Below are 12,664 nucleotides of genomic sequence, written 5' to 3' on the forward strand. Positions count from 1 at the left end.
CTGCAAAGCCTACCCAAATCACACCTTCGCTCGCGACAGGAGCCCTGATGCCGCATGCCGACAGCCTGATCCTCACCCTGGTCGGGGGCTTCGTCCTCGCCTTCGTGTTCGGCATGCTGGCGCATCGGCTGAAACTGTCGCCCCTGGTGGGCTATCTCGTCGCGGGCGTGATCGTCGGCCCCTATACGGGCGGCTTCGTCGCCGACACCGAACTAGCGCCGCAGCTGGCCGAGATCGGCGTCATCCTGCTGATGTTCGGCGTCGGGCTGCACTTCTCGCCCAAGGATCTGATGCAGGTCCGCAAGGTCGCCATTCCCGGCGCCCTGGTTCAGATCGGCGTCGCCACCGTGCTGGGCTGGGGGCTCGGCCGGTTCGTGCTGGGCCTGGGCGATGTCGAGGCCCTGCTGATGGGCTTCGCCCTGTCCGTCGCCTCGACCGTCGTCCTGCTGCGGGCGCTGGAGGAGCGCAAACAGGTCAAGGGCGAGATCGGCCGCATCGCCGTGGGCTGGCTGATCGTCGAGGATCTGGTCATCGTCATCGCCCTGGTCATGCTGCCCATGGTGCTGGTTCCGGCCGGAACCCAGACGGACCTCGCCGCGCTGGGGACCGACGTCGGCTTGACCCTGCTCAAGGTCGTGCTGTTCGTCGTCGGCATGCTGGTCGTCGGCGGCAAGGTCATTCCCTGGCTGCTGATCCGCATCGCCCACACCAAGTCGCGCGAGCTTTTCACACTGGGCGTGCTCGCCATCGCCCTGGGCATCGCCTGGCTGGCCTATTTCCTGTTCCACTCCTTCGCCCTGGGCGCCTTCCTGGCCGGCCTGGTGATGAACGCCTCGCCCCTGGGTCACAATGCGGCCGAGCGATCCCTGCCCCTGCGCGACGCCTTCGCCGTGCTATTCTTCGTTTCGGTCGGCATGCTGTTCGACCCGATGATCGTGGTGCGCCAGCCGTGGGCGGTTCTGGGCGTGCTGGGCATCGTCATCGTCGGCAAGTCGGTTGCTGCCCTGGTCATCACCAAGACCTTCAAGCTGGATCGGTCGACCGGCTTCACCGTCGCGGCGTCCCTGGCCCAGATCGGCGAGTTCTCCTTCATCCTGGCCGCACTCGGCGTGTCCTTGGGCGCCATGAGCCGTGAGACCCACGACCTGATCCTGGCCGCCGCCCTGCTGTCGATCTCGCTCAACCCGTTCGTGTTCCTCTTCACCGACCGGATGGGTGGAAAGCCGAAGCCACCCGCGGCCGGCGCGCTCCGACCCGCAGCCGCGGACGGCCCGATCACGGATGCGGTCGCGGCGCCCTGAGCCCCTTTCCGCGCCGTCCGCCGCCCGCTATCGTCCGCTCATGGACAAAATCGCCGCAGATCAGGCCGTTCTTCACTATGGCGACGGCGAGTTCGCCGTCTTGAAGCCCGGCCGCTTCGTGCGCTGCGCCGTCACGGACAAACCGATCCCGCTGGAAGTCCTCCGCTACTGGAGCTCCAGCCGCCAGCAGCCCTATTTCGGGCCCGCCGAATTCATCGCGGCCCAGCAGGGCGAAAAATGATCCCGTCGCGCCGCGCCCTTTTGACCGGCGCGGTCGCCAGCCTGATCGCCGCGCCGCTGCTGGCTGAAGACCGCAACGCCCTGCCGCTGGCCTTGAACGGCGCCTGGCGTCAGGGCGGCTACGCCTTCGGCCGCACCGCGCCGCGCGCCCTGATCTTCGTCGACGGCGAGGCCCTGACCACCGCCTCGACCGCCGGCCTCTTCGTGATCGGCTTCGACCGCGACGCCGGTCCGACCACCCAAATCGAGGTCCGGTCCGGCGACCGGTCCGCCCGACGCACGCTCGACATCGCCCCCTACGCCTTCCCGTCAACCAGCGTGAACGGTCTGCCGCCCTCGACCGTCGAGCCGAGCGATCCCGCTCTCCTGGCCCGCATCCAGCAGGAGATCGCGCTGAAGACCGAAGGCTTCGCCAGCCGCATCGACACCGACGACTTCAAGGACGGCTTCGTCTGGCCGCTGGAGAACTATCGGGTCTCCAGCGCCTGGGGCGCTCAGCGCGTCCTGAACGGCACGCCCGCCCGGCCGCACTACGGCATCGACCTGGCCGCCCCCCAGGGCAGCGTGATCCGCGCCCCCGCCGACGGCCGCATCGCCTTCGTGCGCCCTGACATGCATTTCGAAGGCGGCCTGACCCTGATAGACCACGGTCAGGGCCTGATCAGCTGCTATCTGCACCAGTCACGGCTGGACGTGGCGCTGGGCCAGCGCGTCCGGCGCGGCGATGCGCTGGGCCGCGTCGGCATGACCGGCCGCGCCACCGGCCCGCACCTGTGCTGGCGCATGAAATGGCGCGATCGCAACCTTGACCCGTCGCTGATGGTCGGCGCGCAGGCTCCAGAAACCCTCGCCTGATCAAGGGCTCCTCTTGCGGGACTACGCATATCTCCTTAGCCTCGCGCCAATCTCTGGCAGGCCCCGATGATCTCACTGAAATCGCTGAACGTCCTGCTTGCGGACGACAATCAGAACATGCGCGCCATTGCGTCGGCCGTGCTGCATTCGGCCGACATCCGCAACGTCTATGAGGCGGCCGAGGGCGCGACCGCCTTTGATCTGCTGCGCCGCCACCCCATCGATCTGGCCATCGTCGATTTCAACATGTTCCCGCTGGACGGGGTCGAGTTCACGCGCCTGGTCCGCACCAGCCCCGACAGCCCCAATCCGTTTCTGCCGATCATCATGATGACCGGCCATTCCGAACGCAGCCGCGTCTACGAAGCCCGCGACGCTGGGGTGACCGAGTTCATCGTCAAGCCGATCACCGCCAAGGCCGTGCTGGATCGGCTGAATGCGGTCATCATGCGGCCGCGCCCCTTCATCAGGAGCCGGGATTACGTCGGCCCCTGTCGCCGGCGCCGCGATGCGCCCGACTACGCCGGGCCGTTCCGTCGGTCGTCCGAACTGGGACGGTCCAACGCCGCATAGACCTTGTCCGGCCAGCGCTTGTGGACCCAGAACCAGTCCACAGGATGCTCTCTGACCCGGTCCTCGACGAAGCGATTGGCGGCCTGGATGCCGGCCAGCGTATCGGCCGCCTTGTCATCGCTTTGATTGACCACGATCGGCTCGTGCGCCGTCACCCGGAACCGCACGCCCGGCAGGCGCACCACCGACAGCGGCAGCATGACCGTGTCGAACTTCAACGCCAGTCTCGCCGCTCCAGGCGAGGCGTTCACCGGCTGACCGAAGAACTCCACCTCCGGCCCCTGATTGTATTTCTGATCGACCAGCAGGGCGATGGAATCGCCGCGCTTCATCCCCGCCATCAGTTCGCGCGTTCCGTCGCCCTTGGGCGCGAACAGACGGATGCCGTAACGCTCCCGGCTCTGGCGGATCAGGGCGTCGACGTAAGGATTATTGGCGGCGCGATAGGTCACCTGACACGGCACGCCCGCCGCCATGATCACCGCCGCCATCACCTCGAAGTTGGCCAGATGGCCCGAGATCAAAACGGCCGGCTTGCCGCTGTCGCGCAAGGCGTGCAGCCGCTCCATCCCGACCACCTCGACCCGCCCGCCTTCGGGCGTCAGATGATCCATGACCGCCAGTTCGGCGAAGGTCCGGCCCGTCTGATCCCATTGCGCCAAGGCCAGCGCCTCGCGCTCGTCTGCCGGCATGTCAGGAAAGGCGATCCGCAGATTGCGCATCACCGTCTTCTGCGTGCCGGTCAGCGGCCCCAGCGTGCGAAGCAGCCAGCCGCCCAACCCCGACGCCCGCTCGACGCCCAACAGGCGCAGAAAGCCGAACAGCGCCTGAAAGCCGAAGGCCTCCAGGCGCCAAACTAGATCCTGCTTCCAGTCGTTACGCTCACCAGGCAATCGTCAATCCACCGTCCACCACAAGGGTCTGGCCGGTCACATAGGCCGACGCAGGGCTGCACAGATAGACCGCCGTGCCCGCGATTTCATCGGGCTGACCGATCCTTTTCAGCGGCGCCGGCTCGGTGACCTGTTTCAGCAGCTCCGGATTCTCCCACAGATATTTGGCGAAATCGGTCTGAACCAGCCCGGGCGCGATGCAGTTGACCCGCACGTTCGACGGCCCCCACTCCACCGCCAGATTGCGCACCAGCTGCATGTCCGCCGCCTTGGAGATATTGTAGGCGCCGATCAGGGCGTTGCCGCGAAGCCCGCCGATGGACGAGATCACCAGGATCGCCCCGTCTTTCCGCTCCACCATCTGCGGCGCGACCATCTGGATCAGCCAGTGGTTCGAGATGACGTTATTCTGCAGGATCTTTTCGAACTGGTCGTCGGCGATGCCCGCCATCGGCCCGGCGTACGGATTGGTCGCGGCGTTGCACACCAGGATGTCGATCTGGCCGAAGACGGCGTTTGTCTCGTCGACCAGCCGCTGAAGATCTTCCTTCGAGGCGATGTTGGCCGGCACCGCGATGGCCCGACCCTCCCCATATTTGCCGTTGATCTCGGCGGCGACCTCGTCGCACGGCCCGGCCTTGCGCGACGAGATGACGACCTTGGCGCCGTGTTCGGCCAGCCGTTCGGCGATGGCCTTGCCGATTCCCCGCGACGAGCCGGTGATGATTGCGACCTTGCCGGTCAGATCGAACAGTTCCATTGCGTTTCCCGTAGGTTTGGCGGGGATATTTGCAGCCCCGCTCTAGCCGAATGACATTGATAGCCTGATACTCAGGCGATTCCATCCGGGAGTGGCCGACCGCCAGCCGATGCGCAACGTAACAACGGGCTTTCTCTACTTCGCCTATCTGTTCCTCGGCATGACCGTGGGCGCCTTCCTGTGGCGCGCGGGCCTGGGGATCGGCGCAGGCGTGGCCGGAACGCTCGGCGCACTGGGTGTGCTGGGCGCCTTCCACGGCATCGTCACCGGGATCGCCGAGCGCCGCGTCCTGAAAAAGGAAATCGGCCAAGTCCGCGAGGCCCACCGCCTGCTCGCCGATGCGATGGAATCGACCCAGGGCGCCCTGACCGAACTGGCGCACGCCATCGAGACCGGCGTCCTGTCCGACACCGACGCCCTGACCGGCGAGGTCCGCATGCTGGAATCCCTGGTCCAGCAGATGAGCGAAAGCATCGACGAGCGCCTGGCCGCCGCGCCCCATATCGGCGTCGAGACTTTCGAGGGCCGTCGCATGGCTCAGTCGAACGTCCTGCTGCGCACCATTCACGAGGCGCTCAGCGAAGGCCGCGTCGATCTGTATCTCCAGCCGGTCGTCTCGCTGCCCCAGCGCCGGACCATCTTCTACGAGAGCTTCACCCGGCTGCGCGACGCCACCGACCGCGTCATGATGCCGGCGGAATACCTGTCCCTGGCCGAGGGCGAGGGCCTGGTGCCGGCGATCGACAATCTCCTGCTGTTCCGCTGCGCCCAGATCGTGCGGCGGCTGGCGCGTCAGGACCGCAAGGTCGGCGTCTTCTGCAACGTGGCACTGACCTCGCTGGGCGACGAGACCTTCTTCCCGCAGTTCCTCGACTTCCTCAGCGAGAACCGCGACCTGAACCAGGCGCTGATCTTCGAACTGGGCCAGGCGACGTTCGACGCACGCGGCGCCATCGAGGCGCGCAACATGGCCAAGCTGGCCGACCTGGGCTTCCGATTCTCGCTGGACAAGGTGCAGACGCTGGACCTCGACTTCGCCGATCTGCAACGCTCGGACGTCAAATTCATCAAGGTCGCGGCAGACCTGATGATCGAACAGCTGCTTGACCTGGACGGCGGCGCCCCCTTGCGCTCCATGCCCGACATCCAGGCCGCCGATTTCGCCGCCCTGACCCGCCGCTATGGCGTCGAGGTCATCGCCGAAAAGGTCGAAAACGAACGCCAGGTCGTCGATATCCTCGAACTGGACGTCGGCATGGGCCAGGGCCACCTGTTCGGCGAACCCCGCGCCATCAAGGAACAGGTGCTGGCCGAAACCGACCCCCCGGCCGAGTTCCTGCGCTCCACCCTACGCAGCGCCGAGCAGCGTCGCCGGTTCAGCTAAAACAGTCCGTCTCCTCCCCACTCCGTGGGGAGGTGGTACGGCGCGCCTTTGCGCCGTGACGGAGGGGCTTCTCCCCATCACAGGCGCCGAGCCCGCTTCAAGAACCCCTCCACCGCTTCGCGGTCCCCCTCCCCATTTCATGGGGAGGAGACTTTCGCCTCCGCGTCCTAGCGGCTACCAACGCCTCATGACCCTCCCCCACGCCCTGCCCCACCTCGGCGCCGTCGCCGGCGATTATGACATCCTGCTCTGCGACGTCTGGGGCGTGATCCATAATGGGCGCGAAAGCTGGGCTGGCCCGTGCGAGGCGCTGACGCGGTTCAATCGCGAGGGCGGCCACGTCGTGCTGATCTCCAACTCGCCCCGCCCGGCCTCGGACGTGATCGCTCAGCTGGACGGGCTGGGGGTGCCGCGCGAGGCGTGGAAGGCCTTCGTCACCTCCGGCGACGCGACCCGCGCCGAACTGGCCAAGCGCGCGCCCGGCCCGGCCTGGATCGTCGGCCCCGAACGTGACGCGCCGCTGTACGCCGGCCTTGGCCTCGAGCGCGCCGGCAGCGCCGAGGACGCCGCCTTCATCTCCGTCACCGGCCCGGTGGACGACACGGTCGAGACGCCCGAAGACTACCGTGAGCGGTTCGCCGTCGGCGCCGCACGCGACATCGAACTGATCTGCGCCAATCCCGATCGCGTCGTCCAACGCGGCGACCAGCTGATCTATTGCGGCGGATCGCTGGCCGACCTGTATGAATCGCAGGGCGGCCGGGTCGTGATGGCGGGCAAGCCCTTCGCCCCGATCTACGATCTGGCGATCAAGGAGGCGGAAGGCTTGCTGGGCCGCTCCGTCGATCGCTCGCGCGTCCTGTGCATCGGCGACGGCGTCGTCACCGACGTGATGGGCGCGAACGCGCAAGGGCTCGACTGCCTGTTCATCGCCCAGGGCATCCACGGCGACCAGGCCAAGGGCGAAGACGGCGCGCTCGATCCGGCGCGCGCCGCCGCTCTGCTGAAGGCGGAAACGACCTATGCGCGATACGCCGCGCTCGAACTGAACTGGTAAGGCTCGCCATTTTGTCGCACCGCCGCTAAAGCCTCAGCCATGGTCGAATTGGTTCAGCAGCATCCGTCCGGTGGTTACATCCTGGACGAACTTCACGTCGGCATGGCGGCCGAGAAAATCGTCGTCGCGACGGAGGACCGCATTCGGCTGTTCGCCGAGGCGTCCGACGATTTCAACCCGGTGCATCTGGATGAGGCCTTCGCCTCCAAGACCGCCTATCGCGGCCGGATCGCCCACGGCCTGCTCAGCGCCTCATTCGGATCGGCCGTGGTCGGCACCATCCTGCCGGGCGCCGGCTCCATCTACATTTCCCAGACCCTGGCCTTCCATCAGCCGGTGCGGATCGACGACGTCGTGCGCATCCTGATCACCGTGATCGAGGTCGAGCCCGAGAGCGCGCGGGCCAAGCTCAGCTGCGAAGGCTTCGTCGGCGAGACCATGATCATGGACGGCGTCGCCGTCGTCCGCGTCCCCCGCCGGCGCAAACCGTCCCAACGTTGATGCAGATTGTCCGCGACTGGCGCGACCTGTCGGACGCGCTGAAGGGCGCGGCGGTCGCCGTCGGCGCCTTCGACGGCGTGCATCGCGGGCATCAGGCCGTCATCGCCGGCGCACGCGACGCGGCAGAACGGCTGGGCGCGCCGCTGGGCGTCGTCAGCTTCGATCCGCATCCCCGCCGCTGGTTCCAGAAGGACGCCGCGCCCTTTCGCCTGATGACGGCCGACCAGATGGCCGAGGCCCTGGCGCCGCTGGGTGTGGACATCCTTTACCTGCTGCCCTTCGACGCCGAGATGGCCGGCATGACCGACGTCGCCTTCGCCGAGCGGGTTCTGGCTGAGGGCCTGGGCATTCGCCACGCCGCCGTCGGCTTCGACTTCACCTTCGGCAAGGGCCGCTCCGGCTCGCCCGAGGCCTTGCGCGCCTATGGCGAGCGGCTGGGTTTCACTGTCTCGGTCGCCGAACGGCTGGATGACGCGGACGGGCTGAAACTGTCGTCCAGCGCCGTGCGCGAGGCGTTGAAGGCCGGCGACATGGCCCGCGCCGCCGCCATCCTGGGCCGCCCCTTCACTATTCGCGGCGAGGTGATCCACGGCGACAAGCGCGGCCGCACCATCGGCGTGCCGACGGCCAATATCGCGCTCGGCGACTATATGCGCCCTGCCTACGGCGTCTATGCGACCCGCAGCCGATTGCCGGACGGACGGGTGATCGACGGCGTGGCCAGCCTGGGCGTGCGTCCCATGTATGCGCTGGAGACCCCGCTGATGGAGGTCTGGCTGTTCGACTTCGACGGCGACCTGTACGGTCAGACGCTGGACACCGAACTGGTCGCCTGGCTGCGCGGCGAGGAGACCTTCGACGGTCTCGACGCCCTGAAGACCCAGATCGACGCCGATGCGGCGGCGGCGCGGGCCATCCTCAGCCGATCATAGAGACCGAAGCTCCGCCGCGAACCGCTTCCAGTTCTGCACATAGTGTTCGGCCGACATTTGCAGCACGGCGATGTGCGCCGGGTCACGTTCCCGCACCACCTTGCCGGGCTGTCCCACCACCAGACTGTTGTCCGGGATGATCTTGCCTTCTGTGATCAGGGCATTGGCCCCGATGATGCAGTTTCGGCCGATCTTGACCCCGTTCAGCACCACCGCCCCGATGCCGATCAGGCTGTAGTCCCCGACCTCGCAGCCGTGCAGCATGGCCTTGTGTCCCACCGTCACGCCGCGCCCCAGCGTCAGCGGCGAACCCATGTCGGTGTGCAGCACGCTGCCGTCCTGAATGTTGCTGTCAGGCCCCACTGTGATCGGATCGTTGTCCCCGCGCAGCACGGCGCCGAACCAGACACTGGCGTTGGGATGGAGAATCACATTCCCTATCACCGATGCGCTTGGCGCCACCCAGTATTCGCCCTGCGGCGGAAGCTGTGGTTTGCTGTCGCCCAAGGCGTAAATGGTCATCTGTACACCGCCTAATCTTTGAAAAACGAGGGCTTTAACGGATCGCTAACCACGATAGCATCATTCTGTTGATGCGATTCGTGGGTCGCCATTTCGGCCCCGGATCCGAAACCGGATCAAGCCCGATCCGGTCATCAAGTCGGGGCTTTCGCGTGGCGCGTTGGGATCCTGGTTCGGTTGTTCGGCGGCGGGCGCACCCCGTTGCAGACGGCCCTGCTGTCGATCCGGGCCGCCGCTGGGCAGGCCGCGACCTCTTCCTCCCCAAGACCATCCAAGGCGGCGCCCGTTCGGGTCCGCCTTTTTTCATGCCCTGGAGGCGTCCATGACCAAGCGTGCTGCAACCAAGCGTCAAACGCGTGAACACGGAATCCTGGATTCGCGTGATTTCATGGAGGAGTCGAAAGTTCGTCGGCTTCACGCCCCGCATAACGAGCGATCAGGATGGTCGCCCTATCCTTCGAACGACGACCGCGACCAAGGCTATCTGAAGACGCTGAAGCCCAAGTCCGAGGGCCAGGGCGAGTTGATGGAGGCCATCGACCACCACAACCTGGTCATGGCGCTGGGTCCGGCAGGCACCGGCAAGACCTACCTCGCCGTCGCCAAGGCGGTCGAGGCGCTGGAGGCGGGCAAGGTCGGCCGCATCGTCCTGAGCCGCCCTGCTGTCGAGGCCGGCGAATCCATCGGCTTCCTGCCCGGCGACATGGAAGACAAGCTGGCTCCCTATCTGCGCCCGCTCTACGACGCCCTGTCCGATCGTCTGTCGATGAAGCGGGTCAAGGCGCTGATGGCCGAAGGCCTGATCGAGATCGCCCCGGTCGGCTATATGCGCGGCCGCACGCTGAACAACGCCTTCATCGTCGTCGACGAGGCGCAGAACTGCACCTACGTCCAGCTCAAGATGCTACTGACCCGCCTGGGTTGGCATTCGACCATGGTGGTGACGGGTGATCCGCAGCAGTCGGACCTGCTGCCCGGCATCTCGGGCCTGTCGGACATCTCGGCTCGACTGGAGGCCGTACCCGACATCGCCGTGGTGCGTCTGGCCGAGCGCGACATCGTCCGTCACCCGCTGGTCGCCTCGATGATCGGCGTCCTCTGAAGATTTGGCTTAGGTCGTCATTCCGGGGCTGAGCGTAGCGAAGAACCCGGAACCCAGGGCAGCACGCGCAACCCTATGCGTTCAACGCTGTATGCGAGCCACCTGGGTTCCGGGTTCGTCCTGCGGACACCCCGGAATGACGGCGAGGGACGATCTGACGGATTGGGCCAAACGCCCATTGTCCCCCGCCGCGCTCACCCGCTAAAGGTCGGCTCGCGGCTGATGAGGGATTTCGATGCGCGTAGCGATGATTGGGACGGGCTATGTGGGCCTGGTGTCCGGCGCCTGTTTCGCCGACTTCGGCCATGTCGTTACCTGCATCGACAAGGACCCGTCCAAGATCGAGCGGCTGGAGCGGGGCGAAATCCCGATCTATGAGCCGGGGCTGGATGATCTGGTCGCCGCCAATGTGCGCGAAGGTCGACTGTTCTTCACCCTGGACGGCGCAGAGGCCATTCGCCGGGCCGACGCCGTCTTCATCGCCGTGGGCACGCCGACGCGGCGCGGCGACGGCCATGCCGACCTGTCTTACGTCCACGCCGCCGCCGAGGAGATCGCCGGCCTGATCGAAGGCTTCACGGTCGTCGTCACCAAGTCGACCGTCCCTGTCGGCACGGGCGACGAAGTCGAGGCCATTATCCGAAAGACCAATCCGAAGGCCGACTTCGCCGTCGTCTCCAACCCCGAATTCCTGCGTGAAGGCGCCGCCATCGGTGACTTCAAACGTCCCGACCGCGTGGTCATCGGCATCGACGACATGACCGGCGACGCTGGCGGCCGCGCGCAGAAGGTCATGAGCGAACTTTATCGCCCGCTGAACCTGAACGAGAGCCCGCTGCTGTTCGTGGGCCGCCGCACGTCCGAACTGATCAAATACGCCGCCAACGCCTTCCTGGCGATGAAGATCACCTTCATCAACGAGATGGCCGACCTTTGCGAAGCCGTCGGCGCCGACGTCCAGCAGGTCGCGCGCGGGATCGGTCTGGACAAGCGCATCGGCTCGAAATTCCTGCACGCCGGCCCCGGCTATGGCGGCTCGTGCTTCCCCAAGGACACCATCGCCCTGGTCCGCACCGCCCAGCAATACGGCGCGCCGACAAAGCTGATCGAGGCCACGGTCGAGGTCAACGACGCCCGCAAGAAGGCCATGGCCGACCGCGTCGCCGCAACCCTGGGCGCAAGCGTCCAAGGCAAGACGGTCGCCCTCCTGGGCCTGACGTTCAAGCCGAACACCGACGACATGCGTGACGCCCCGTCGCTGGACATCGCGCCTGCCCTGATCGCCGCCGGCGCGACGGTCCAGGCCTTCGATCCCGAAGGCATGCACGAGGCCGCCAAGCTGTTGCCGGACATCCAGATGAAGGACAGCGCCTATGACGCCGTCGTCGGCGCCGACGCCGTCGTCCTCGTCACCGAATGGGACCAGTTCCGCGCCCTGGATCTGGACCGCATCAAACTGCTGATGAAACAGCCGGTCCTGGTCGATCTGCGCAACATCTATCGACCCGAAGACATGAAGCATCGCGGCTTCCGCTACATGGGCATCGGGCGCGGCTGATGGGCGGGCCGATCCTCGTCACGGGCGCGGCCGGCTTCATCGGCATGCACGTCGCCGAGCGTCTGCTGGACCGGGGCGAGCAGGTGATCGGCGTCGATGTCTTCAACGACTACTATGATCCGCGCCTGAAGGCCGCCCGCGCCGCCCGGCTGGAAGGGCGAGACGGCTTCAAGATGGTCCGCGCCGACATCGCCGACCACGAGCAGATGCGTGCGCTGGTCGCGGATGCCGGGGTCAAGCGGATTGTCCACCTCGCGGCCCAGGCCGGGGTCCGCTACTCCCTCGAGAACCCCTTCGCCTACGAGCGGTCCAACCTGGCCGGCCATCTGTCGATGCTGGAGGCCGCGCGGCACAATGACGTGACCCACCTGGTCTATGCCTCGTCCAGTTCGGTCTATGGCGACCGGCCGCTGGAGGGGTCGGGCTTTCGCGAAGACGACCCGACGGTCAATCCCGTCTCGCTCTACGCCGCCACCAAACGCTCGTGCGAACTGATGAGCCAGAGCTACGCCAGGCTCTATGGCTTTCCGCAGTCGGGGCTGCGGTTCTTCACGGTCTATGGCCCCTGGGGCCGGCCCGACATGGCCTATTTCAGCTTCACCCAGAAGATCGTGCGCGGCGAGCCGATCGAGGTCTATGGCGAAGGCAAGATGGCGCGCGACTTCACCTATATCGACGACATCGTCGACGGCGTGGTCGCCGTTCTGGACCGTCCCCCCGCGCAGGGCGTTCATGAGGTCTACAACATCGGCGACAGCCAGCCCGTCGGCCTGATGGAGATGATCTCCACGCTGGAAACCGCGCTGGGCGTCAGTGCGAACAAGATCATGCGGCCGATGCAGCCCGGCGACGTCACCGCCACCTATGCCGACATTTCAAAGCTGAACGCCCTGTGCGGTTATCAGCCCCAAGCCCCGCTGAAGATCGGACTGGAAAAGTTCGTCGCCTGGTGGCGTCAATACGAGAACGGTTGACGCAAGAAGGCT

The 12,664-nt window shown here is 66.4% G+C and carries 14 protein-coding genes; 11 read left to right on the forward strand and 3 right to left on the reverse strand.

The window, feature by feature from the left end:
- Positions 1–47: 47 nt before the first annotated feature.
- The 4 genes from JX001_RS14165 (at position 48) to JX001_RS14180 (ending at position 2,969) form a co-directional block, all read left to right on the forward strand.
- Entirely contained in the window at positions 48–1,301 is a 1,254-nt protein-coding gene (locus tag JX001_RS14165) for a cation:proton antiporter domain-containing protein (protein WP_205681487.1), read from the forward strand.
- A gap of 40 nt (positions 1,302–1,341) precedes the next feature.
- Complete coding sequence (locus tag JX001_RS14170; RefSeq protein ID WP_205681488.1) at positions 1,342–1,542, forward strand: DUF2093 domain-containing protein; 201 nt, start codon at positions 1,342–1,344, stop codon at positions 1,540–1,542.
- Positions 1,539–2,396, forward strand: coding sequence for a M23 family metallopeptidase (locus JX001_RS14175; protein ID WP_205681489.1), 858 nt, complete (start codon positions 1,539–1,541; stop codon positions 2,394–2,396). Before JX001_RS14170 ends, JX001_RS14175 begins: the two co-directional genes overlap by 4 nt.
- Before the next feature lie 66 nt (positions 2,397–2,462).
- A complete protein-coding gene (locus JX001_RS14180) occupies positions 2,463–2,969 on the forward strand; it encodes a response regulator (protein WP_205681490.1) in 507 nt (168 codons plus the stop codon).
- Here JX001_RS14180 and JX001_RS14185 read toward each other — a convergent pair.
- Together JX001_RS14185 and JX001_RS14190 are read right to left on the reverse strand one after the other, a co-directional pair.
- Positions 2,915–3,862, reverse strand: coding sequence for a lysophospholipid acyltransferase family protein (locus JX001_RS14185; RefSeq protein ID WP_205681491.1), 948 nt, complete (start codon positions 3,860–3,862; stop codon positions 2,915–2,917). The genes JX001_RS14180 and JX001_RS14185 overlap by 55 nt on opposite strands.
- Positions 3,852–4,622: an SDR family NAD(P)-dependent oxidoreductase gene (locus tag JX001_RS14190; protein ID WP_091752504.1), complete on the reverse strand. Its 771-nt coding sequence runs from the start codon at positions 4,620–4,622 to the stop codon at positions 3,852–3,854. Before JX001_RS14190 ends, JX001_RS14185 begins: the two co-directional genes overlap by 11 nt.
- Before the next feature lie 109 nt (positions 4,623–4,731).
- On the opposite strand from JX001_RS14190, the gene tipF reads away from it, so the two are divergent.
- From tipF to JX001_RS14210, 4 genes are all read left to right on the forward strand, one after another.
- Positions 4,732–6,006 (forward strand): flagella assembly cyclic-di-GMP phosphodiesterase TipF, encoded by a 1,275-nt coding sequence (tipF, locus tag JX001_RS14195; RefSeq protein ID WP_205681492.1) that lies wholly within the window; start codon positions 4,732–4,734, stop codon positions 6,004–6,006.
- Between the two features lie 187 nt (positions 6,007–6,193).
- Positions 6,194–7,063 carry a TIGR01459 family HAD-type hydrolase gene (locus tag JX001_RS14200; RefSeq protein ID WP_205681493.1) on the forward strand — a complete coding sequence of 290 codons (870 nt, stop codon included), beginning with the start codon at positions 6,194–6,196 and terminating at the stop codon, positions 7,061–7,063.
- A 39-nt stretch (positions 7,064–7,102) separates the two neighbouring features.
- Positions 7,103–7,564 carry a MaoC family dehydratase gene (locus tag JX001_RS14205; RefSeq protein ID WP_205681494.1) on the forward strand — a complete coding sequence of 154 codons (462 nt, stop codon included), beginning with the start codon at positions 7,103–7,105 and terminating at the stop codon, positions 7,562–7,564.
- Positions 7,564–8,496: a bifunctional riboflavin kinase/FAD synthetase gene (locus tag JX001_RS14210; RefSeq protein ID WP_205681495.1), complete on the forward strand. Its 933-nt coding sequence runs from the start codon at positions 7,564–7,566 to the stop codon at positions 8,494–8,496. The genes JX001_RS14205 and JX001_RS14210 overlap by 1 nt, the downstream gene beginning before the upstream one ends.
- Here the strand turns inward: JX001_RS14210 and JX001_RS14215 are convergent.
- On the reverse strand, positions 8,491–9,018 hold the full coding sequence (locus JX001_RS14215; protein ID WP_205681496.1) for a gamma carbonic anhydrase family protein: 528 nt from the start codon (positions 9,016–9,018) through the stop codon (positions 8,491–8,493). The genes JX001_RS14210 and JX001_RS14215 overlap by 6 nt on opposite strands.
- 310 nt (positions 9,019–9,328) lie before the next feature.
- Between JX001_RS14215 and JX001_RS14220 the strand changes: the two genes are divergently transcribed.
- The 3 genes from JX001_RS14220 (at position 9,329) to JX001_RS14230 (ending at position 12,652) form a co-directional block, all read left to right on the forward strand.
- The gene (locus tag JX001_RS14220; RefSeq protein ID WP_091752533.1) at positions 9,329–10,120 is read left to right on the forward strand and encodes a PhoH family protein; all 792 of its coding nucleotides are present in this window, start codon (positions 9,329–9,331) and stop codon (positions 10,118–10,120) included.
- A gap of 235 nt (positions 10,121–10,355) precedes the next feature.
- Positions 10,356–11,678 carry a UDP-glucose dehydrogenase family protein gene (locus tag JX001_RS14225; protein WP_205681497.1) on the forward strand — a complete coding sequence of 441 codons (1,323 nt, stop codon included), beginning with the start codon at positions 10,356–10,358 and terminating at the stop codon, positions 11,676–11,678.
- Positions 11,678–12,652, forward strand: coding sequence for an SDR family NAD(P)-dependent oxidoreductase (locus tag JX001_RS14230; RefSeq protein ID WP_434082620.1), 975 nt, complete (start codon positions 11,678–11,680; stop codon positions 12,650–12,652). Before JX001_RS14225 ends, JX001_RS14230 begins: the two co-directional genes overlap by 1 nt.
- Positions 12,653–12,664 lie beyond the last annotated feature (12 nt).

The organism is Brevundimonas fontaquae, from assembly GCF_017086445.1.
Lineage (GTDB): Bacteria > Pseudomonadota > Alphaproteobacteria > Caulobacterales > Caulobacteraceae > Brevundimonas > Brevundimonas fontaquae.